The 22,849-nt window shown below is 70.3% G+C and carries 16 protein-coding genes; 6 read left to right on the top strand and 10 right to left on the bottom strand.

Annotated features, from left to right (window positions below; translation table 11 throughout):
* Positions 1–3 precede the first annotated feature (3 nt).
* Positions 4–558, bottom strand: a complete 555-nt coding sequence (locus Vlu01_RS24890) for a MarR family winged helix-turn-helix transcriptional regulator (RefSeq protein WP_239096107.1) — start codon at positions 556–558, stop codon at positions 4–6.
* Between the two features lie 92 nt (positions 559–650).
* Between Vlu01_RS24890 and Vlu01_RS24895 the strand changes: the two genes are divergently transcribed.
* Positions 651–1,775 (top strand): PP2C family protein-serine/threonine phosphatase, encoded by a 1,125-nt coding sequence (locus Vlu01_RS24895; protein WP_204003896.1) that lies wholly within the window; start codon positions 651–653, stop codon positions 1,773–1,775.
* A 15-nt stretch (positions 1,776–1,790) separates the two neighbouring features.
* On the opposite strand, the gene Vlu01_RS24900 is transcribed toward Vlu01_RS24895, so the two are convergent.
* From Vlu01_RS24900 to Vlu01_RS24930, 7 genes are all read right to left on the bottom strand, one after another.
* The gene (locus Vlu01_RS24900) at positions 1,791–3,266 is read right to left on the bottom strand and encodes a sugar transferase (protein WP_204003899.1); all 1,476 of its coding nucleotides are present in this window, start codon (positions 3,264–3,266) and stop codon (positions 1,791–1,793) included.
* A gap of 206 nt (positions 3,267–3,472) precedes the next feature.
* Positions 3,473–5,236: a substrate-binding domain-containing protein gene (locus tag Vlu01_RS24905; protein WP_204003902.1), complete on the bottom strand. Its 1,764-nt coding sequence runs from the start codon at positions 5,234–5,236 to the stop codon at positions 3,473–3,475.
* A 146-nt stretch (positions 5,237–5,382) separates the two neighbouring features.
* Positions 5,383–6,417 (bottom strand): lactonase family protein, encoded by a 1,035-nt coding sequence (locus Vlu01_RS24910; protein WP_204003905.1) that lies wholly within the window; start codon positions 6,415–6,417, stop codon positions 5,383–5,385.
* Between the two features lie 125 nt (positions 6,418–6,542).
* Positions 6,543–7,145 (bottom strand): GTP-binding protein, encoded by a 603-nt coding sequence (locus tag Vlu01_RS24915; protein ID WP_204003907.1) that lies wholly within the window; start codon positions 7,143–7,145, stop codon positions 6,543–6,545.
* Positions 7,126–7,515 carry a DUF742 domain-containing protein gene (locus Vlu01_RS24920; protein WP_204003909.1) on the bottom strand — a complete coding sequence of 130 codons (390 nt, stop codon included), beginning with the start codon at positions 7,513–7,515 and terminating at the stop codon, positions 7,126–7,128. The genes Vlu01_RS24915 and Vlu01_RS24920 overlap by 20 nt, the downstream gene beginning before the upstream one ends.
* Positions 7,505–7,924 (bottom strand): roadblock/LC7 domain-containing protein, encoded by a 420-nt coding sequence (locus tag Vlu01_RS24925; RefSeq protein WP_204003911.1) that lies wholly within the window; start codon positions 7,922–7,924, stop codon positions 7,505–7,507. The genes Vlu01_RS24920 and Vlu01_RS24925 overlap by 11 nt, the downstream gene beginning before the upstream one ends.
* Positions 7,924–10,806 carry a sensor histidine kinase gene (locus tag Vlu01_RS24930; RefSeq protein WP_204003913.1) on the bottom strand — a complete coding sequence of 961 codons (2,883 nt, stop codon included), beginning with the start codon at positions 10,804–10,806 and terminating at the stop codon, positions 7,924–7,926. Before Vlu01_RS24930 ends, Vlu01_RS24925 begins: the two co-directional genes overlap by 1 nt.
* Before the next feature lie 299 nt (positions 10,807–11,105).
* On the opposite strand from Vlu01_RS24930, the gene Vlu01_RS24935 reads away from it, so the two are divergent.
* The 3 genes from Vlu01_RS24935 to Vlu01_RS24945 all read left to right on the top strand — a co-directional run bounded on the left by Vlu01_RS24935 (position 11,106) and on the right by Vlu01_RS24945 (position 13,135).
* A complete protein-coding gene (locus tag Vlu01_RS24935) occupies positions 11,106–11,702 on the top strand; it encodes a hypothetical protein (RefSeq protein WP_204003915.1) in 597 nt (198 codons plus the stop codon).
* A gap of 10 nt (positions 11,703–11,712) precedes the next feature.
* Positions 11,713–12,615 carry a hypothetical protein gene (locus Vlu01_RS24940; RefSeq protein ID WP_204003917.1) on the top strand — a complete coding sequence of 301 codons (903 nt, stop codon included), beginning with the start codon at positions 11,713–11,715 and terminating at the stop codon, positions 12,613–12,615.
* Positions 12,616–12,754: 139 nt separating this feature from the next.
* A complete protein-coding gene (locus Vlu01_RS24945) occupies positions 12,755–13,135 on the top strand; it encodes a hypothetical protein (protein ID WP_204003919.1) in 381 nt (126 codons plus the stop codon).
* A gap of 198 nt (positions 13,136–13,333) precedes the next feature.
* Here Vlu01_RS24945 and Vlu01_RS24950 read toward each other — a convergent pair whose 3' ends face one another.
* The gene (locus Vlu01_RS24950; RefSeq protein WP_204003928.1) at positions 13,334–15,142 is read right to left on the bottom strand and encodes a glycoside hydrolase family 6 protein; all 1,809 of its coding nucleotides are present in this window, start codon (positions 15,140–15,142) and stop codon (positions 13,334–13,336) included.
* Between the two features lie 556 nt (positions 15,143–15,698).
* On the opposite strand from Vlu01_RS24950, the gene Vlu01_RS24955 reads away from it, so the two are divergent.
* A complete protein-coding gene (locus Vlu01_RS24955; RefSeq protein ID WP_204003930.1) occupies positions 15,699–16,649 on the top strand; it encodes a hypothetical protein in 951 nt (316 codons plus the stop codon).
* Entirely contained in the window at positions 16,633–17,334 is a 702-nt protein-coding gene (locus tag Vlu01_RS24960) for a class F sortase (protein ID WP_204003933.1), read from the top strand. The genes Vlu01_RS24955 and Vlu01_RS24960 overlap by 17 nt, the downstream gene beginning before the upstream one ends.
* Positions 17,335–17,532: 198 nt before the next feature.
* Here the strand turns inward: Vlu01_RS24960 and Vlu01_RS24965 are convergent, their stop codons facing one another.
* Complete coding sequence (locus Vlu01_RS24965; RefSeq protein WP_204003936.1) at positions 17,533–22,584, bottom strand: NAD-glutamate dehydrogenase; 5,052 nt, start codon at positions 22,582–22,584, stop codon at positions 17,533–17,535.
* Positions 22,585–22,849: the final 265 nt, after the last annotated feature.

The raw sequence follows: 22,849 nt of genomic DNA on the forward strand, positions 1-22,849 counted from the left end.
CGGTCAGGCCGTCCGGAACACGGACGCGTCCCCCGCGGCCCAGCCACGCGACGCCGCGTCGACGATGCCCCGACCATCCGCCAGCTGCTCCATGCGTGGTCCCTCGGTCTGCGGGACCAGCGGCGACACCGGCCGCACGACCCGCGCGCGGGCGGCCTCGTCGAAGGCACACAGCCCACGCAACAGCGCCTCCCGCGACTCGGGGGCCATGTCGGCCAGGATCGCCGCCAGGTGCTGACGACGGTCGGCGCGCAGCTCGGCCAGCAACCGGCGGGCCTCGCCGGTCAGGTGCAGAGAGATCTCCCGCCGATCGGCACGACCTGGCTCCCGCTCCAGCATCCCGGCGGCCACCAGCCGGTCGCAGAGCCGGCTGGCCGACGAGAGCAGCATGTCCAGTCCGGCGGCGAGGCGCCGCAGGTTGATCCCGTCGTGCCGCTCCACGAGCATGACGGCACGCAGCTGCACGGTGGAAATCCGGTTGGCCGTCCGTTCCCGCGCACCGTCCCAGACCGTCAGCAGGGCACCTGCCGCGGTGTCCAGCTCGGCAGCCATACTCATCTCGGGTCCCGGTGGACCATGCAGTTCCGCCATGGTACGCCTGAGCGTACTCCGATTCCGCCGGTGGTTGGGCTTGTGATCAAGGAGAGGCCATGACCGAACCGGTCGACCAGGGGCGCGCGGCCATCACCGCAGCCCCCGTGGACCTCCTCGTGGCACGCGTCGGTGAGTTGTTCGAGCGGGAGTACGGCATCACCGACACGGAACTCCTCCAGGTCGACTACCGGCTCGCGGCGCTGCTGCCGCTCGGCGGCGGGGAGGCGGTGACGACGCCCGGGCACCCGGCGTGGCGCTGCTTCGACCACCAGAGTCCGATCCACGCCGACAGCGTCGGGTTCCTGCCGGTCAGCATGCGCGGCGAACGGCGCGGTGTGCTCCGGGTGGCACCGGTCACCGACGCACGGCTGGACGAACTTGTGGAGGTCGCCACCGCGCTGGCCCACGAGCTGGCCGCCGTGGACGCCGGCACGGACGTGTACCGCGTGGCCCGGCGCAGCCGCCGGCTCACCCTCGCCGCCGAGGTGCAGTGGGAGCTGCTGCCGGGGCGCAGCCGGCTCCGACCCTCCTTCAGCCTCGCCGGTCAACTGGAGCCGGCGTACGCGGTGCGCGGTGACAGCTTCGACTGGTCCGACGACGGTGAGCGGGTCTGGCTGGCCACCATCAACGGAATGGGTGAGGGGGTCGCCGCGTCGATGCTCACCACCCTCGCCACCTGCGCGCTACGCAACGCCCGCCGGGCCGGCATTCCCCTGGCCGACCAGGCCGCTCTGGCCGACCAGGCGATCTACGACCTGCACCAGGGCACGCAGTACGTCGCGACCCTGCTGCTCGCACTGGATCTGCGCAGCGGGCTGCTCACCGCCGTCGACGCGGGTTCCCCTCGCCTGGTGCTGCTGCGCGACGGCGAGGTCAGCATCCAGCCGCTGGAGGAACAGTTCCCGCTGGGCATGTTCGAGGGGACCAACTATCGGGAGCAGTTCGTTCAGCTCCAGCCGGGTGACCGGCTGTTCATGATCAGCGACGGGGTGGTGGAGGCGACCGGCGGCGCCGAACGGTACGGTCTGACGGCGCTCGACCGGATGCTGCGTCGCACCGCGCCCATGACGGCGCTGGACGCGGTCCGCTCCGTACTTGGTGACCTGCGCGCGTTCGTCGCCGGTGATCTCACCGACGACGCCGTCCTGGTCTGCCTGGACTGGTTCGGTCCACAGCCGTGAGGCACGTCCGCCAGGTCAGTACGCGCCGCGGCTGTTGACCACCGCGCCTACGGTTTTCCACAGGATCGTCAGATCGGCGGCCAGCGACCAGTTCTCCACGTAGTAGAGATCGAGCCGGATCCCGTCCTCCCAGCTCAGGTCGGACCGTCCGCTGACCTGCCAGAGCCCGGTCATCCCCGGCTTGACCAGCAACCGGCGGGCGACGTCCCCGTCGTAGCGGGCGACCTCGGAGGGCAGCGGCGGTCGGGGGCCGACCAGGCTCATCTGCCCCAGCAGGACGTTGACCAGTTGCGGCAGCTCGTCCAGCGACCACTTGCGCAACAGCCGGCCGACCCGGGTCACCCGGGGGTCGTCCCGCATCTTGAACATCAGGCCGTCGGTCTCGTTGCGGGCGGCCAACTCCGCCAGCAGCTCGTCCGCGTTGATCACCATCGTGCGGAACTTGAAGACCCCGAACTCCTCGCCGCCCTGGCCGACCCGGATCTGCCGGAACAACACCGGACCCCGACTGTCCAGCTTCACGGCCAACGCGATGACCACCAGCAGGGGTAGCAGCAGGGCCAACGCGATCAGCGACATCGACCGGTCGACGAACCCTTTGACCAGCTTGCGGACACCGCGGAACTCGGGCGCCTCCACGTGGATCAACGGCAGGCCGGCCACGGGCCGGGTGTGGATGCGTGGGCCCGCGACGTCGGTGAGCGCCGGAGCCAGCACCAGGTCGATGCCGGTGCCCTCCAGTTGCCAACCGAGTCGACGCAGCCGGGTGGCGGTCAGTTCCCCGCAGGCGGTGACGGCGACCGTGTCCGCGCCGATCGCGGCGGCGGCCTCCGGGATGGCCCGGAACGAGCCGACCACGGGCACGTCGCCGAGCCGCTGCGCCACCGGTGCGAGCAGGGCGTCCGGGATGCAGGCGCCGACCACCTGGTAGCCGGCGTACGGCTCGCGGCGCAGGGTGTGCACCAGTTCCAGGACGTGGGCGGTGTCACCGACCACCAGAACCCGTCGCGACCAGCCCGACCCTTGCGACCGGGCCCGGTGCAGTCGCTTGCGGGCGGCGAACCGGGCCACCTCCAGACCGATCGTGCCCACCGCGAAGGTGATGGCCAGGAAGCCCCGGGAGACCCCGACGTCGGCGACGTAGCCGGCGATGGCGGTGGCACCCGCCAACCGCAGACTTGCCATGCTGACCCGTCGGTACTCGTCCGCGCCGTAGCCCACCACCCGGTCGTCATAGCAGCGCAGGGCCTTCAGCGAGACCAGCCAGGCCAGGACGAGCGCCGGGGCGACCAGGACGTACGGCACCGGGCCGCGGGGCGCGGCCTCACCGAACCGGACGGCGTAGCCGACCAGCACCGCCACCGTCAGCACGGCAGTGTCCAGCACGACCAGGGTCCGGATGTACGTCCGTTGGTCGGTGCGTACCGGTGGCGGGGGATTGCGCGGTTGCGATGACGATCTGACCGGGGTCAACAGCGTCGCCGAGGTCACCAGCCCTCCCACTTCGCTCGCCGACGGCACGGGCCCGGCCGGGTGACGGCCGGGTCTGCCGATGCACGACGACATCCTGCCCTGACAACCATGGCTACCAATTGCTTCCGACGTATTGCCGTCAGTTTCCAAGACGTAGGACGACGCGAGAAGGGCCTGTGGTGCCGGCGAAACCGGTACCACAGGCCCTTTTCGGGTGTCTCAAATCAGGCCGGCGCCTTCCGCAGCGCGATCGCCCGAAGGAAGATGTCACCGATCTTGGTGGGGTCGGTGGCGATGAAGGCACCGCCGCCGGCGCTGCTTGCGATGGTGTCCAGCTCGGACTTGCTGACCTCGGTGCCGATACCAATGATGATCACCTGGATCGGCTGGTCCGGATCCTTGATCCGCTTCAGCTCGGCGAGCAGGGCCTTCTGGGAGATGCCGTCGGCGTCCTCGTTCTTGCCGTCGGTGAAGAGCACGATCGAGTTGACCTTGCCCGGCTCCCAGTTCGCCTGGACGTCCTTGTACGCGGCCAGCAGGGTGTCGTACAACCCGGTGTCACCGCTGGACGAGACGACCCGGTCCAGGCCCCGCTCCAACTCGCTGCGCTGCCTGGACAGCGGCGCGATCGGCACGAGTTCCTGGTAGTCCCGCGAGCCCACCAGATTGGTCGAGAAGACCCACAGACCGATCGACCAGGAGTCGTCGAACAGGTTCAGTCCTCGCCGGGCGGCTTCCGTGGTGACCTGCTGCCGGGTGGCCCCGTTGGCGGTCGGCACCGCCTTCTTCATCGAACCGGAGACGTCGATGACGCAGAGCATCCGGCCGGACAGCGTAGCGATGGACCAGCTGGAAACCGCCCGCTCGACCGCGTCCGGTGCCAGCCCACCGGCGGCGACGCCGCCCTGTGCCGGAGGCGCGACCGAGGAGTCGCCACCGGCCGGGCTCGGCGCGCCCTGCGGTGCGTCGAATCCGGCGCCCCAGTTGCCGTCCGGCGCCCGCAGCGACTGCGCGGCCAGCTTGTCCTTGAACGACGCCGTGGTCAGTGCCTCGAACAGCACCCCTGCGGCGGACGCCTTGGCCGGCTCGATCCCGGGCAGCACGGCGTACGGGTAGTCCAGCGGCAGCGGCGCCGGCTTCAGGTAGAGCGCCGCCAACGGCACCGGAGGCTTCCGGGCGTTGTACTGGATGACGTCCTCCTCGGACAACGCCGCCGCACCGAGAGCGCTGGCCAGAGTGGTGGCGTCGCCAGCCGTCGGGAACTTGGCGAGCAGATCCTGGCGTAGCGCCGAGGCGCCCGAGGCCAACGCACGCAGCGCGCCGACGCGCTCCTGCTCGGCGGTCTCACCGCCGGTCGACGCCGCGGCCGTCATCAACGACAGCAGGCCGGACAGACCGGCGGCGTCCCGGGTCGGCTCGACGATGCCCGTCTTCAGCGGCCGGTCACTGTTGAGCCGGGTGAGCAACTGGGTCCAGCCGAGTTCCTGCTGCGGCCAGCCCAACCGGGTGGCGATCGGCTCCGGCATGGCCACCACCACCGGGCTGCTGGCGATGGAGGAGCCGTTGCCGGGCTCGAACGCCGCCGCGCCGCCGGTCTTGAGTCGAAGCAGCCAGGTCGAGGAGTCCGGGATCCAGACATCCGGGCTCACCGCGGTGCCACTGGCCTGGCCCACCCCGGCCAGGATCGCGCCGTGCTTGGCCGCCACCACCGCAGCCACCTCGACCGGGTCGGAGGCGGCGACCGTCACATCGATACAGGTTCCATCGACGGCGGCACCCTTCTTCTCCCACTCAGTGGCCGCCTCGTCGACCGCCGGGGCGAGCTCGCTCGCCACGGCGACGGACAGCTCGATCTTGCCCGAGCAGTCCTGGCCGGCGAGTTGGCGATAGCCCACCCACCCACCAGCGGTGACGACGAGGACGCCGACCGCTGCTGCGGCGGCGGCGCCGTGAATACTTGAACGCATGCGATGGCGGCCTGCTGACACGCTGACCATCTTGCGTATCCGACCGTTGGACTGCCATGGCCGTTCGGACGAAAGTTACAGAGGAGAAACAGTTTACCGGCATTTAGTAACTTTGAGTGACCGGTCAGCGTCGCAAGGTGGATGTATCTATGTCCAAGCGCCCATGATCAGGGCAGCAGGCAGGTGGGGCTCGCCACCAGCAACGGCTCTCCGACCGCCACCGGCACGCCCGTCGTCGGCTCGATCCGGAAGGTCCGCACCATGTCCGCCCGTTCGTCGGCAACGTAGAGGTGCTGCCCGATAAGCGCGAAGTGACGCGGCCACTCGCCGCCGGTCTCCACCTCCGCCACGAATTCGGGCAGGTCCGCGCTGATGGCGAAGACGGTCACCGTGCCGACGCCCCGGTTGGCGACGTAGAGGAAGCGACCGTCCGGTCCGATTCCGATCTCGGAGGGTTGGACGTGCCCGCCCCGGTCGCTGGCGTCGACCCGCCCCCGCTGGTGCAGCACCCCGTCGGTCAGCTCGTAGGCCAGCACCGAACCGTCCAGCTCACCCGAGACGTAGCAACGCCGCCCGTCGGGGTGCCGGGTCAGGTGCCGAGGTCCCACCCCGGCGGCGGTCCGCACCCTGGGCGCCCGTGGCACCAGCCGCCCCGTGGCGACGTCGAGGTCGTACCGGTAGATCGAGTCGGTGCCCAGGTCGACCGCCAGCAACGGCGACGCACCGGCACCCGGCGAGACCATGTGAGCGTGCGCCCGCTCCTGGCGTTCGGGGTCGGCCCCATGCCCCTGGTGCTCCACCACATCGGTGCGCTCGCCGGGCACCCCCTCGGCGTCGAGCGGGAACACCGTGACACTGCCGCTGCCGTAGTTGGCCACGAACAGGTGATCCCCGTCCGGCGCGACCGCCAGATGGCACGGCTCGGCACCACCGGTGGACCACGAGCCGACCGACGCCAGGTCACCGTCGGCCCCGACCTGCCACGCGCTGATCCGCCCGTCGGGCAACTCGTTGACCGCGTACAGCATTGGACGCGTCGGGTGGCGGGCGAGGAACGACGGCGACTCGGTGACCGCGACGGTGCCCAAGGAGGTCAGCTCGCCCGTATCCGGCTGCCGCCGGGCGGCGACGATGCCGGTGCCGCGGCCACCGCTGGGCGCGGTGTATCCGCCGATGTGAACGATCTCGCCTCGATCTGCCACAGGTTCCCGTCCTCTGCTCGTTTGTCCGCCGACTCCCACCAGAAGCCTTCCCCCGACATCGTCGGATTAGACCTCCGAACCGCGACCCGCCAGCGGTCCACCCGCTCCCGCCCGGGCCGATCGGCTCAGGGCGTCGGCACCGGCTCGCCCCGCTGTCGGGCGACGTGCTCGACCAGGGAGATCAGCACGGTCTTGCCGGACTGCCGGTCCCGGGCGTCGCAGAGCACCATCGGCACATCCGGGTCCAGGTCCAGGGCCCGACGCACCGCCTCCAGGCTGAACCGCCGGGAGTCGTCGAAGCAGTTCACCCCCACCACGAACGGAATACCCCGCTGCTCGAAGTAATCGATGGAGGGGAAGCAGTCGGCCAGCCGCCGGGTGTCGGCGAGCACCACCGCGCCGAGCGCTCCGAAGGCCAGTTCGTCCCAGAGGAACCAGAACCGGTCCTGTCCGGGAGTGCCGAAGAGGTACAGCTGGAGGTCGTCGTTGATGGTGATCCGCCCGAAGTCCATCGCGACCGTGGTGGTCGATTTGGTCTCCACCCCGGAGATGTCGTCGGTGCCGATGCCGGCACCGGTCAGGATCTCCTCGGTCTGCAACGGTCGGACCTCGCTCAACGCGCTCACCAGCGTCGTCTTGCCGGCACCGAAACCGCCGGCGACGAGGATCTTCAACGCGATGGGCACCCGACGGCCCCGCCGCTCGCCGTCATAACGCACGGAGTCCACTGACCACCGCCTTGAGGATGTCGTTGTCGGGGAGGTAGGTGGCACGCGGTGGCTGGTGCACGGCGACCAGTCCCCGGGACAGCAGGTCACCGAGCAGCACCCGGACCACGCCTACCGCCAGGTCCAGGCCCGCGGCGAGCTCCACGACCGGGGTGCCACGGCCGGCGAGCTCCACCAGCAGCCGGTGCTCGGGATGCAGCTCCGGGTAGGCCGCGAGGTCCGGGTCCGGCTTCGCCAACACGTAGGCGACCAAGTCGAAGCCGTCCGCGCTCGGACGGACGCGTCCCCCGGTGAGGGTGTACGGCCGCACCACCGGACCGGCGTCGTCGTCGAGCCACTCATGTCGATGCTCGGGTAAGTCAGTCCGCATCGGTGGCACCCACCGACGCCCGAGCCGGCACGCCCAGGTTCTCGCCCACCCGGGTCACCAACATCGCCATCTCGTACGCCACCAGGCCGATGTCCGCGTCGACCTCGCTGGCGACCGCCAGGCACGCACCCTGCCCCGCTGCGGTGACGAGAAGGTACGCGGACTCCATCTCCACCACCGTCTGCCGGACCGGTCCGCCGGCCAACTGCCGGCTGGCACCCCGGGCCAGGCTGGACAGGCCGGAGGCCAGCGCGCAGAGGTGCTCGGCGTCGGCGGTCTCCAGGTTGGCGGAGGAACCCAGCAGAAGTCCGTCCGCCGACAACACCACCGCGTGCCGCGCGGTCGGCACCCGCTCCAGCAGATCGTCCAGCAACCAGTCGAGATCTGCGTTCTGCCTCGTCGATTGCATCAGGCGTCCCTCTCAGTCGCGGTCGGGGATTCCGACGCCGGTCCGGTGCCCGACGGGGTGTCGGGCAACTCGGTGGTTCGGTCCTGGCCCAGCGGTCCCGACTCCGCCCGCTCCGGCAGGTCCACCGACGATCCGACCTCGTCGGTCGGACGCACGGCTGACCGGCCGTCCGGGCGGTTCGGCACCGCCGGGGCCGGGTCTGTCGGGTGCTCGGGCATCGGCCCGTCCTGGCCGGGGTTCGTGACGCGACCCGCGGCTCGCCGGCCCCGCGCGGTACCTGCCTGCAACGCCGACATCACCCGGCGTGCCTCCTCGGGACTGCGCGGCGTCGGATCGCGGTGCGGCCGGAACTGGGCCCGCGACGCCACCACCGGTTGTCGCACGGTCGGCTGGTCGATCGCGGCCGTCCGCGCGGACATCGTCGGTAGCTGGACGGTGGGCTCCTCCAGCACCCGGTCACCACGGGACGCCCCCGGGTGCGCGGAGGCCGGGCCGGCCCGTTCCCCCGCACCCGCTGACCCTGGTGTGGACAGGTTGGTCCCGGGTGCCCGCGCTCCCGCAGCGGGCACTGGTGCCGCACCGGGGCCGACCGCTGGCTCCGCCCCGGTCGCGGCGACGGACGGATCCCCGGGCGCGGTCTCGGTGCCGGACGGGGTGCCGTTGACGGCCTCGGTGCCCGACGTTGTCGCCAGGTCGGCCATGGACGGCGCGGTGGCTCGCCGACGAATCCGGCGCGGCAGGCCGTCGGCCTCGACCGGACCGACCGTCGAGCTGCCCGGCGCCGCGACCGCCGCCTCAGACGTCTGACCGTCCCGAGCCGGGCCGTCGGACGACGCCGACGCGCCACGTTGGCCGCTTCGGCTTCGGGCCCGGGGAACCGTGGTCAGCCGCGTCGCCCGGGCCAGCCTGCGCTGCTCCGGCGTGGCACCTCGGTCGTCGCCCGCCAGCGCCTCCGGGCCTGGCAACGGCGACGGTTCCTCGGTGATCAGATCGGTGGGGATGAGCACCACAGCGGTGAGGCCGGTCCCCTCCGATCGGCGCAACCGCACCCGAACGTCGTGCCGGGCGGCCAGTCGCGCCACCACGAAGAGACCGAGCCGGGCGGTCTCGCTCGGATCGAACTCCGGTGACCGGGCCAGCTTGAGGTTCGCCTCCTCAATGGCGGCCTCGCTCATGCCGAGCCCTTCGTCGGAGACGGAGAGGGCGTAACCGTGAGCCACGTGCTCACCGGAGATCTCCACCCGGGAATCAGGCGGCGAGTAGGCCGTGGCGTTCTCGATCAGCTCGGCGAGCAGGTGGATGATGTCGCCCACCACCCGGCCGACCGTGCCGGCGGGCTGCACGTTGGTGACGTCGACCCGGTCGTACGACTCGACTTCGGAGATCGCTCCGCGGATCAGGTCCACCATGGCCACCGGGCTACGCCAGCCCCGCCCCGGTGTGGCACCGGCGAGGATGACCAGGTCTTCCGCGTGCCGACGCAGCCGGGTGGCGAGGTGGTCGACGCGGAACAGCTCGGCCAGGTGATCCGGGTCCTCCGCGTCACGTTCCAGCCGGTCGAGCAGGGCGATCTGCCGGTGCACGAGCCCCTGGCTGCGCCGCGCGATGTTCAGGAAGACGTCGTTGAGGCCGCGTCGCAGGCTCACCTCGACCATGGCCGAGTGGAGCGCGACCTTGTGCACCTCGGTGAACGCCTGCGCGACCTGGCCGATCTCGTCGGCGCCCCGGTCCGCCACCGATGTCTCCCGCGCCAGGTCGACCTGCTCACCCTTGCGCAGCCGGTCCACCACCTCCGGCAGCCGTCGTTCGGCGTCGGACAGCGTGCCGCGTACCAGGGTCAACCGCCGTGCCAGGGAGCGGCCGACCCGGACCGCCACCACCAACGAGAGCACCACGGCGATCAGGCCGAGCAGCCCGGCGGCGGCCAGCCGCACCAGGATGCTCACCGCCATCGGCACCGACCGGTCGGCCAGTCCGTCCGCCTGGGTCAACTCGAAGTCCCGTAACGCCTGCTGCACCGCGTCGTAGCTTCGCTGCCACTGCTGCGGATCGACCCGCAGCCGGGCCGACGGATCGGCGGCCACCAGGTCGTCCTGCATCACCCGTAGCCGGCGGAACCCCTCCTGCTCGGTCAATCGCTGGTAGGCGGCCCGGTCCGCCTCGGGCAGGTCGGCCACCGCGGCCTCGGCCAGGAACCGTTGGTTGCCGATGCTCTGGACGACCAGGGTGTGCTCGCCCTCGGCGAACCGCCCGGCCGTCAGCACACCGGCCAGCAGCGCGTCGGTCTGGCCCAGCAGTTCCCGCGAGCGGCCGAGGCTGGTCAGCGCCAGCGCCTCGCGGTTGAGGTCGTGGTCCGGAAGGTTGGCCAGGGCGGTGAAGGTGTGGAAGGCAGAGGAAATCATTCCGCTGTAGAGGCCGACGGCACCGACGCGGTCGAGGTCGCGACGATCGATGAAGGCGCGACCGGCCGGCAACGCGTCCAGTTCGCCGAGGAGCCGATCGAGCCGGTGTTCGAGAAGCTCGCCGGCGGCGTCCCGCAGTTGCTCCCCACCGACCCGCCGGCGCAGCTCCGTGATGGCCGCGTCGGTGCGGACCCGTTGTTCCACCAGAGCCGGCAGCACGCAGTCGGCCCGCGGCTGTCCACACACGGTACGGGGCGAGGCGAGATGCACCACCGAGAGTCGACGCTCCCGTTGCAGCTCGGCCACCACCGTCTCACCGGGCCGACCGAGGTCGTAGAGAAGGGTACGGGCGGAGAGCAGGTCGAGCGCCGGTCCGAAGGTCAGTGTGGTGGCGAAGATCCACAGTGCCAGCAGGGCGGTCACCGGCACGACGACCAACGCGGTCAGCTTCGAGCGGATCGGCCAGTCGCGGGTGTTCAATATCGGACCTCGCCCGGAAGGGTGGCTGGAAGGGCTCCGGCGCAGCCGGGCAGCGCCGTCACCGGGCCGCACCCCGGTTGTCCCGCCGGGACGCCGGCTCGGGCGCCTTGGGCAGGATACGTAATCCGCGCCGGTCGCACTACCGTCCGTCGAGACTACCGGTACGTTGCCGAACGTTCCGAGGACGACCAGCTTGTCGGGTTTGGCCCTGAGCCCTGGCAGGTTGGGCCAGGAAAGTACTCCGGAACGGGATTGGCGATCAGTGCGTGGCGGGAATACCTGCAGGCGAAGGAGGAGCTATGTCGCCCACGCAGATAGTCGTCACCGTCCTCGTCATCCTGGTGGTCGTCGCCATCGCCGCCGCCGTCGTGGTGGCCGGCCGCCGCCGGGCGCTCCGGCAACGCTTCGGACCCGAGTACGACCATGTCGTCGCCGAGCAGGAGAGCCGCAGCGCCGCCGAGCGCGAGCTTCGGGACCGGGAACGCCGGCACGCCGAACTCGAACTGGTCCCGCTCGCTCCTGAGTCCCGTGCCCGGTACGCCGAGGCATGGGAGGAGCTTCAGGTCCGTTTCGTCGACTCCCCCGCCGAGACCGTCGGCCAGGCCGACGAACTGGTCAGCCGGCTCATCGCCGAACGTGGCTACCCCACGGGTGAGTTCGACGACCAGATCGCCCATCTCTCCGTCGAGCACGCGCGCACGCTGGGCCACTACCGCGACGCGCACGAGATCCACCTGCGCAACTCCCGGGGCGAGGCCAGCACCGAGGATCTCCGCCAGGCCGTCGTCCACTACCGCGCCCTCTTCGGTGACCTGCTCGGCGAGGAGCCGCCGGTCGCTACCGGGGCGCCCGAACAGCGCCACCCCGACGCCGCCCATGACGCCACCAACCGCTGAGGAGATCGCTATGCGGCAGGAAGAACAGCAGCTCAACAACGACCACCCGGAGTCCGTACGCTCCACCCCGGTGGCGGTGCAGGCCACCGACGACGACCGGGATCTGGTCGAGGACGTCGACACCGTCGACGAGCCGACGGACCGTGATCGGTCGGAGGCAGACCGGGGCCGCCCCTGGGACGGCCGTCCGGGCTCCGACAGTGAACGGGTCGAGTTCAACGAGCCGGGTCCGGTGCCGACCGCCTTCGGCGCGACCACGGTCGGTGGTGCGGTCGCCGCGTCCGCGCTGGCCAGCCCGCGCCCCGAGGACGAGCGTGACCCGCGCGAGGAGGACACCGCTCGGCCTGGCGACGGCGCGATCGACGGCGAGCGGGAGGGACTGCGGGCGGACCCGACGGCCGAGTTCGACCGCACCGGCGACGAGTTCACCGAGGACGTCGACGACAACGATGTCGAGGCTTCGGCCACCGTCAACGAGACCGCGGACGACCGCCTGGTCGACGACCGCGTCGACACGGCGACGGCCGACGACACGGCGGCGGCGGGCGGGGCCGGCTTCGGCAGCGCCGCCCCCACGATGGTCGACCCCGACACGCAGACCCCGGCTGCGGGCGCGGGCGCGTCCGGGTCGGCGGTGCCGGCCGGGGCGGCGACCCTGTTCGACGACGCGACGGCGCAGGGTTTCCGGGACCGCTGGCGCGATGTCCAGCTGCGCTTCGTGGACGACCCACGGGCAGCGGCCGGCGAGGCACAGTCGCTGGTGGAGGAGGCCATGCAGGCGCTGTCCGCCGCACTGGCCGAGCACCGGAACAAGCTCGGCAGCTGGCAGGAGGACGACTCGTCCGACACCGAGCAGCTACGGGTTGCCGTGCGCGAGTACCGGGACTTCCTCGACCGCGTGCTCGGACGCTGACCAGCCCGGTGTCGCCAGTCGAAGGCGGGTGCCCCCGAGTCGGGGCACCCGCCTTCGGCGTACCCCGTCAGGCATGGCCACCGGCGAGGCGGGTACGCGCAACAGGCCGGGAAGCGCCGCGGACAGGAGGGCAGCAACGATGACGGATCGTGATCGGAGACGACCGCTGGAGGAGCGCCCCGAGGCTGCTGCGGCGGTCGAGGACGACAGCACCGTTCCTCAGCTGATCACCGGAGGTGGAACTGACCGGGACAATCCGGCGTTCGCCGAACCGGGTGACGAAACCGGGAACGCGCCCACCGGGGAGATCATCGCCGACCCGTACGCCGCGGGGACCGGCGCGACGGGGACCGGCACCGGCGCCGCACCGGACAACATCCGTACCGGCGCGGAGCAGCCCTGGGAGCCGGAGGACCTGGTAATGGCCCGGGGGCAGGACCTCACCGCCGAGAACATCGAGCGGGCCCGGCGCGAACTGGACGACATCGGTCGGGCCGCGATCGAGAAGACCGTTCCCTGATCCGCCCGCGCTACGGTGCGCCCCCGCCGACGCGGTGGCCGCCGGTTTCGGCGTACCGCACGTCGTGCGGGTGACGGCAACCGTGGCGCAGGCGGCACGAGGGGCCCCTGGTCCGACCGGTGCGGTCGGACCAGGGGCCCGGGTGACCTGCCGCCGCAGCGCCTCACCTACTGCCGGCGGCGGGTATGCCTGTGTCCGTCAGGACAGCGGCGGGTAGGCGTTGCGCATCAGCTCGGCGAACTGCGCCGAGAACCAGGCGCCCGAGATCGGGGCGTCCGGCAGGGCACCGCTCATGCTGTTGCCGTTGCGGTCGTTACCGGTGTAGGTCGGGTCGCACATCCGGTCGAAGCCCTTGCCATCGGTGTTCGGGATCTCGCGGCTGGAGCCGTCCGACTCGCCCGGCGGCTTGACCCAGACGTACGCGTCGATGCCGGAGGCCGGCGCGGCCTTCGGCCGCTCGCCCATGCCAGCACCGGCCTGGTTGCACCAGTTGCCCTTGTGGATACGACGGTCGACCCGGCCACCGTCCACGTAGGCGTTCACGCTGGTCGTCGGGCCCGCACTGGTGGGTCGGTTGGCGCCGCCCCAGCCGTTACGGGAGGTGTCGATCAGCATGCCGATGCCGCTGGGGAAGCCCTGCCGGACCAGCTCCTGACGGAACGCCTGAGCGAAGCTCTGCTCGTCGTTGTACTGGTTCCAGTCGATCCAGTCGGACTGCCGCACCGTCTGCCCGTTCACCGAGTCGGTGACCTTCGCGTACGGCTCGATCAGGGCCGAGTAGTTCGCGGTGTTGGTGATGAAGCCGTGCACGTGGTTCACGGTGCTGCCGGAGGCCGTCGCGGCCTCCTTCAGGATCTGGGCGGTCGGGGTGAAGTTGCTGTCCCAACCGAGCCAGCCGTGGTGCCCGGCGTCGACGTAGTTGTACACGTTCGAGAACGCGCCCAGCTTGGCCAGGGCGTAGCCGACACCCTGCACGTACGCACCGTTGGCCTTGACCGTGTCACACATCACGGTGCCGCCCGGGTTACCGGAGGTGTTGGTCACCAGGTTCGGCAGCGAGTCGACCTCGATGACGTTGATGATCCGCAGGTTGCGGTACTTCGCGTCACCCTGGAGCGCCGCGATCGGGTCGATGTACTCGGACTTGTAACGCGGCAGTTCGTCCGCCTTCAGCTCACCGTTGGAGGCGAGCGCCGCGCAGTCGCGGCCCGGCAGGTTGTAGATGACGAACTGGATGTAGTCCGCGTTCTGGCGCAGCGCCTCGTCCAGGTGGTCCCGGATGCCCATCGGACCGTTGGACTGGCTGTTGTCGGTGCCCTCGATCGCCGCGATCCGGTCGATCCAGACGGCGGTCGAGATGCTCGAAACCCGGTTACCACCGCTGACCGACTCGGCCTTGGCCTTCCACTCCGGGTTCACGTAGCCCCGAGCGTTCAGGTACGGGTTGTCCACCTTGGTCCCGGGCGGCGGCGGCGAGGTCGGCGGGGGCGACGACGGCGGCGGCGAACTCGGCGGCGGCGACGACGGCGGCGGCGAACTCGGCGGCGGCGAGGACGGCGGCGGGCTCGTCGGCGTCGTGCCACCGTTACAGGTCACCCCGTTGACGGTGAACGAGGTGGGCTTGGGGTTGCTGCCGCTCCACGAGCCGTTGAAGCCGATGCTCGTGCTGGCGCCGGAGCCCAGGCTCCCGTTCCACGCCTCGTTCTGCGCGGTCACGTTGCGGCCCGACTGGCTCCACCGGGCCGACCAGCCCTGCACAAGGCGCTGGTTGGCATCGGGGAACGTGAAGCCGAGCGTCCAGTTGCTGAGCGCGTCGCCGACGTTCCTGATGGTGATGTTGGCAGTGAAGCCGCCCTGCCAGTCGTTGGTCGTGTACGCCACGTCGCACTGCGTCGCCGCATGCGCCGCGGTCACCGGCAGCGTCACCAAGCCGCCCGCGACCAGCGCGCTCGCGCCGGCCAGCGCGACGGCCCGGCGTCCGCCGGACAGCCTTCTCCACACATTCATGCCACTGATCTCCTTGGGCGAGACCGGATCCGCGTACGGCCCGGCACGTGGCCCGAGGGGCGTCCTCCGCGGACGACCGCCGGTGCCAACGGGATTCTTCGGGAGCGCCCGACCCGGACGGGCGTTGGTGGTGGTGCGACGACCGGTCTCACCGGTCGGCGGTCAGGTGATCGTCCGGCGAACCGGATGCCCTCGACACCTGCCTACGCGGTGTGGCTCAGCTCACCGCGTGCAGAGATTCTTGCATGGGAGCGCTTCCATGGCAATGGTTCGATATTTTCGAAAGCCTACCGGGACAAATTGCTCCATCACCACAGCAATCGGAGCCACCCATCCGGCGGCAACCCCGCCACCCACCCCGATCGGGTGCGCCGCCGCCCAGACCAGGCACGCCGGACGGGCGGACATTCCCGCGCGAGCAGACCGACAGAACCCGGCAAACCCAACCAATGACAGAACACGAATTTTTCCCTGCATAGGTCATGAAACGGTCTAACGTCGGTTCTGGCTCGGTTGTTGCCGGCCGCAGGACAACAGGGATGGAGTGACACAGGTGATGGCTAAGAACATGCTGGGGAAGGTCGTGGCGGGTGCTGCCCTCGGCAGCGCCTCCCTGCTGGTGTTCGCGCCCGGCGTCGCGTACGCCGACGGCCAACCAGGCACGGACGAGGGCAAGGTCTACGCGAAGCCGCACGCCGTCAAGGCCGGCGAAGAGGTCAAGCTCGTGCAGATCTGCCACGAGTCGCAGGAGCAGGCTTTCGTCTGGTCCAAGGTGACCGGGAAGGTCAAGCTCAAGGCGGCTCAGGACCGCGACTCGCGTGGCGACCACAAGAGCCGGGGCGAGGAGCACGGCGCCCCCGAACGCGGCACGGACAGCGAGGGCTGGTCCGGCCACGAACGTTCGCAGCCAGCCGAAGGCGAGTCCGGTAACGGCTGGGGCGGCGGTGACGCTGACGCCCGCGACGGCTGGAAGGGCGAGGAGCACGGCCAGGACGCCGAGGGTGGCCGTGACTCGAAGGACCACGACAAGAAGGACTGGAAGCGCGAGGAGGAAGGCGAGGAGTCCTCGGGCGGCTGGTCAGGCCGGCACGAGAACGGCTCGGACTCCGCCGAGAGTGACCGGTCCGGTCACGGCGACTGGGCTGGCGAGTCGGGCGAGCGCGACTGGTCCGGCAAGGGCGAGGAAGAGTCCGGCGAGCGCGGCGAGCGCGACTGGTCCGGCGAGCGCGGCGAGCGCGACGGCTGGGAGCACAAGAAGGACTTCGTCTACTACGGCGAAGCCCGGGTCGCCCAGGACGCCAAGCCCGGCACGTACGAGTTGGAGGGCTCCTGCGGCACGGGCGAGTTGGTCGTCCTGCCGCACGGTGGGGTCGACGGCGGTGACGGTGGTGTGGCCACCGGCGCCGACCGTGGTCTGGCCGCCGCCGGGGCGAGCCTGGTCGGCGCGGCCGCCCTCGGTGGCCTCGTGCTGATGCGCCGTCGTCGGGTCGATGAGTTCGCGGCCTGACGCGACGACGAAACGGGCCGACGGCCGTCACGGTGGACCGTGGCGCGCCGTCGGCGCCGTCGTCGTCGTCCTGCTCGCCATGCTTGGCTCCGGGCTCATCGGTGCCGCACTGAAGAGCACCGACACTCCGCGCCCGCCACAGCCGGTGGCGGGAACGGTCGGTCCGACCGCGAACGGCCCGTTGGCCGAGGCAGACCTCGACGGAGCGGAGCGGACACCGACCGGACTCCCCCGTGCCACTCCCACCAGCATCGTCATCCCCCGCATCGGGGTCCGCGCCAGCATCATGGCGCTCGGCACCAACCCCGACGGCACCGTCCAGGTGCCCCCGCTCGACCAGGCGCTGCTCGCCGGTTGGTACGAGCCCGGACCGAGCCCGGGCGAGCCGGGAAACGCCGTCATCGTCGGACACGTCGACTCGGCCGCGATCGGGCCCGCCGTCTTCTTCTCCCTGGGGGCCCTGCAACCCGGCGACACCGTCACCGTCGAGCGGGCAGACGGCCGAGCGGCGACCTTCCGGGTGGACTCGGTGGCCTCGTACCCGAAGAACGCCTTCCCCACCGAGCAGGTGTACGGCCCCAGCAACCGGCCGGGACTGCGGGTGATCACCTGCGGCGGCCAGTTTGACGAAGCGACCGGCGACTACCCCGACAACGTCATAGTCTTCGCCTCCCTAACCCCCTAAACCCCACCCCACCCCGCCCCGTCCCCACCCGTCCCCACCCCCCGTCCGCGCCGATCATGCAGTTGTGGCACCGAACAAAAGCCGCGTAACCACGCATTCGGACCGCCACAACTGCATGATCGCGGAGGCGGGCGGGGTGTGGGACGGAGGCGGGCCGGTGTGGGGCGGGTGGGGGCGGGTGGGGGGCGGGTGGGGCTGTTAGGTGGCGCCGGAGGTGCGGACCAGGGTGCGGATCTGGCGGAGGAGCACCGAGAGGGCTGCCAGGTCCGCTCGGGACTCGTCGAACTCCCCCATCGCCCGTTCGGCGCGGTGGATCGAGGTGGCGTTCGACTGCTCCCACTGCTGCACCCGCTCCTGCGGCGCAAGATCGGCCGGCGTCGAGTCGAGCACCTCCGCGGTGAGGGCGGCGAGCGCGGCGTACAGGTCGTACCGCAGCGCCATCCGGGCGAGGGTCTGCCAACGGTCCTCGCGCGGCAACAGGGAGATCTTCGACAGCAGCGAATCCACCCGGAACCGGTCCGAGAGCACAAAGTAGACCGACGCCACCTCGCCCACGTCCCGCCCGGCACCCGCGGCGGTCTCCACCACGTCCAGCAGACCGAAGCTGTACATCAGCCGAGTGCTGAGCTCGGCCAACTCCCGCGGCACACCACGCTCGGTCAGAGAGTCGATGTGCGCCGCGATCGACTCACGTTCGCTGCCGTAGAAGAGCGTCTCCATCTTGGGCAGCAGCCGGGTGATCCCGTCCCGCAGCCGAGTGATCTCCACCGGCACGTCGATCGGCGAACGGCGGTTGGTCACCAGCCAGCGCACCGCCCGGTCGAGCAGTCGGCGAGTGTCGAGATAGAGGCTGGTCTGCAACTCCGGATCGATCCGGTTGTCCAGCGCCTCGACCTCGTCCCACAGCTGACGCAGCCCGAAGACCTCCCGGACCACGGTGTACGCCCGGATCACGTCCGCCGCCGTCGCGCCGGTCTCCTCGACCACCCGGAAAACGAACGAGATCCCGCCCCGGTTGATCGTCTCGTTGACCAGCTCCGTGGTCACGATGTCGCGGCGCAACCGGTGTCGGTCCATCCGGTCGGCGAACCGCTCCCGCATCGGCGACGGGAAGTAGTTGACCAACACCTCGTCGGTCCACTCCTCGTCCGGCAGCCCGTCGGCGAGGATCTCCTTCTCCAGGGCGATCTTCACGTACGCCAACACCACGGCGAACTCCGGCGCGGTCAGCCCGGACTCGGTACGGGCCGCCAGTTCCTCGTCCGGCGGCAGCGCCTCCAGCGACCGGTTCAGCACGCCCGCGCGCTCCAGCTCCGTGATCATTCGGCGGTGCACCGGAAGCAGCGAGGTCGCCTGGGCCTGCGAGTTGTTGATCGCCCGGGCCTGGTCGTAGTTGTCCCGCAGGACCAGTCCCGCGACCTCGTCGGTCATCTTGGCGAGCAGTTCGTCCCGCTCGGGCAGGGCCAGTTCGCCGTCGGCGACCGCGGTGTTCAGCAGGATCTTGATGTTCACCTCGTGGTCGGAGCAGTTCACCCCGGCCGCGTTGTCGATGAAGTCGGTGTAGATCCGGCCGCCCGCCTGGGCGTACTCGATCCGGCCGTGCTGGGTGAAGCCCAGGTTGCCGCCTTCACCGACCACCCGGCAGCGCAGGTTGCGGCCATCCACCCGGATCGCGTCGTTCGACTTGTCGCCCACCTGGGCGTTGGTCTCGCTGGACGCCTTGACGTAGGTACCGATGCCGCCGTTCCAGAACAGGTCGACCGGCGCGGTGAGGATGGCCTTCATCAGCTCCTGCGGGCTCAGCTGCTCGACGTCGTCGTCGAGGCCGAGCACGGCACGGACCTGCGGTGAGACCAGCACCGACTTCGCCGTACGCGGGTAGACCCCACCACCGGTGGAGATCAACTCAGCGTTGTAGTCCTCCCAGGTGGACCGGGGCAGCCCGAACAGCCGCTTCCGTTCGGTGTACGAGGTGGCCGCGTCCGGATCCGGGTCCAGGAAGATGTGCCGGTGGTCGAAGGCGGCCACCAGCCGGATGTGCTCCGAGAGCAGCATGCCGTTGCCGAACACGTCACCAGACATGTCACCGACCCCGACCACGGTGAAGTCCTGGCTCTGGGTGTCGTGCCCCAGCTCGCGGAAGTGCCGCTTGACCGACTCCCACGCGCCCCGGGCGGTGATACCCATCTTCTTGTGGTCGTAGCCGGCCGAACCGCCGGAGGCGAAGGCGTCACCCAGCCAGAAGCCGTGCGCCGTGGAGATCTCGTTGGCGGTGTCGGAGAAGGTCGCGGTGCCCTTGTCCGCCGCCACCACCATGTACGGGTCGTCTCCGTCGTGCCGGACCACGTCCTCCGCCGGCACGATCTCACCGGCGACGATGTTGTCGGTGACGTCCAGCAGCGCCGAGACGAACTCCTTGTAGCAGGTCACGGCCTCCTCGCGGTCACCCGGCTTCTGCTTGAGCACGAAGCCGCCCTTCGCGCCCACCGGCACGATCACGGCGTTCTTCACCATCTGCGCCTTGACCAGGCCGAGCACCTCGGTACGGAAGTCTTCTCGCCGGTCGGACCAGCGAAGACCACCTCGGGCCACCGGGCCGTACCGCAGGTGCACGCCCTCGAAGCGCGGCGAGTACACGAAGACCTCGAACTTCGGCCGGGGTGCCGGCAGGTCCGGGATCGCCTGCGGGTCCAGCTTGAACGCCACGTACGACTTGGGCCGCCCGCCGACCGGCTTCTGGTAGAAACTGGTCCGCAGGGTGGCCTGGATCAGCGAGAGGTACGACCGCAGAATCCGGTCCTGGTCGAGGCTGGCCACATCCTCGAGCCCGGCGTCGATCTCGGAAACCAACTCCGCACTGCGCTGTTCCCGCTGCTCGGCCGTGAGCGCGCCCGGCTCGAATCGCGCCTCGAAGAGCTGCACCAGCAACGTGGCCAGCTGCGGGTACGCGATGAACGTGGACTCCATGTAGTCCTGTGAGAACACCGTGCCGGTCTGGCGCAGGTACTTCGCGTACGCCCGCAGCACCACCACCTGACGCCAGGTCAGCCCGGCGCGCAGCACCAGTTCGTTGAAGCGGTCCACCTCGGCCTCGCCCCGCCACGCCGCCGCGAAGGCGTTCTCCACGTGCGGGCGTACCTCGGACAGCTCCTGGTGCCCCTCCGGTAGGCGTAGCCCGAAGTCGTACAGCCAGATCCGGCCGTCGACCCGTTCCACCTCGTACGGATGCTCGTCGACGACCTTCACGCCGAGCGAGTGCAGCACCGGCAGCACCGCCGAGAGCATCATCGGCTCGCCGTACCGGTACACCTTGAACCGCACGTCCATCAACTCGTCGACGTCGGCCCCCCGGCCACCGGCACGCGGCGCCAACTGCTTGCGGAACAGGTGCATCTCCAGCTGGCCGGACTCCTCCAGCAGCTCCAGCTTGGCCAGGTCCTTCATCGCCTCGTACGGCGTGTGCCCGTCCTTGTAGCCCTCCGGGAACGCGTCGGCGTACCGACCGAACAGGTGCTTGGCCTGCTCGTCGCCGAGTTTGCGCTCCAGCACCAGCCGGTAGTCGTCGTCCCACAACCGGGTGGCGTCGGCCAACTCCTCGGCCAACAGGTCGGCGTCGATGTCACCGGGCGGGTTCGTCGGGTCGGTACGCACGATGAAGTGCACCCGGGCCAGCATCGATTCGGTCACCCGGGTGGTGTAGTCCACCCCGACGCCGTTCAGCTCGCGCAGCAGAATGTCCTGCATGCGCAGTCGGTTCTGGGTGGTGAAGCGGTCCCGGGGCAGGTAGATCAGGCAGGAGATGAACCGCCCGTACGCATCCCGCCGCAGGAAGACCCGCAACTGCCGGCGGCCGGCCATCCGCAGCACCCCGATGACCGCGTGGTACAGGTCGTCGGTCTTGATCTGGAACAGCTCGTCGCGCGGGTACGTCTCCAGGATCTGCATCAGATCCTTGCCGGAGTGGCTGCGCAGGCTCAGCCCGGAGCGGTCCAGCACCTCGGCGACCTTGCGTCGGACCACCGGCAACTCCTGGACGCTGGTCCGGTACGCGGCGGTGGAGAACAGGCCCAGGAAGCGCCGCTCGCCCACCACCTCACCGTTCTCGTCGAAGATCTTGAAGCCGATGTAGTCGAGGTACGCCGAACGGTGCACGGTGGCCCGCGAGTTCGCCTTGGTGATGATCAGCAGGCGTTTCTCGGTGACCTTCTCGTGCGCCTCCGGCGTCATCGAGGAGAGCGCCCGCGCCTCCGGCGAGTCCTGGCGCAGGATGCCCAGCCCGGTGCCGAGCACCGCTTCCAGCGCCGGCCCACCGTCGGCGGAATTCGGCACCAGCCGGTACTCCCGGTACCCGAGGAAGGTGAAGTGGTCGTGCGCGAGCCAGCGCAGCAACTCGACCGAGTCGGTGATGTCCTTCTCCGGCACCGGTGGCCGATTGTCGCTGGTCCGCGCGGCGGCCAACTCGTCGGCGAAGGCGAGGGCACGCTGGCGCATCTTCGGCCAGTCCTCGACCGCCTCCCGCACGTCGGTCAGCACCCGTTGCAGCTCCCGGCGCAGCTTGTCCCGCTCCTCCGGGTCACGAACCGGGTCGATCTCGATGTGCATCCAGCTCTCGACCAGGTCACCGGAGATCGCGTCATCCGGCTCCACGTCGGCGGCGACCTCGACCAGCCGTCCCAACGGTTCCCGCCGCACCACCACCAACGGGTGCACCAGCAGGTGCACGTCCAGGTGGTGGGTGTTGAGCAGGGCGGTCACCGAATCGACCAGGAACGGCATGTCGTCGGTGACGATCTCGATGACGCTGTGGTGCTGCTCCGCGTCGGGTGAGTGGATCCGCAGCTTCAACTCACCGGGCACCCGCTGCAGGGCCAGTTCCCGGTGTTCCCGGGCGGCGTCGAGCATCTCCTCGGCGGTGAACCCGATCAGTTCCTCGTCCGGCGCGAACCGCCAGAATCGGCTCACCAGGGTCGCCGCGTCATGGTCGTCACCAGCCAGCGAAACAGCCTGGGCGACCAACCGCTCGGCGTTGGGCACCGGTTCGTCGAGTTCGGCGTCCTCCGCCTCGGCCAGCGCCTCCGGCGGCAGCCCGAGATCGTAGAGATTGTCGATACTCGAACCGGTCATCCCGGTCGCGCCTGTGTCTAGCCGGCCGTAACCGTCTCCGTCGGTCGCCGTGTCGAAACTGTCGTCCCGGCCGGTCTCCGCCAGCCGAAGGTCAGGTCCCGGGTTGATCGCCGGACGCCGGTCCATCGGTGCCACTCCCCTCGACCCACAACGCTGTGGGTCACTCTGCCGCCAAGCCTAGGCCGACCGACCCGGTCCGCCGTCGGCGGACCACCGGCCGGCCATCCGGATCTTCGACGTCGTCCTTTCACCCAGTTGCGGTACGAGGTTCGGCCGGGTTGGGAGTACCCCGCCTGTTGTTGTTCATCACACCGTCACCAGACCGTCTTTCACCCGACCGGACCCGGGCGGGACAGTGGCCGGCGTGTCTTCGTACTAGCGTGCGGAGCAG

Source organism: Micromonospora lutea (assembly GCF_016863535.1).
In the GTDB taxonomy this organism is placed as follows: domain Bacteria; phylum Actinomycetota; class Actinomycetes; order Mycobacteriales; family Micromonosporaceae; genus Micromonospora; species Micromonospora lutea.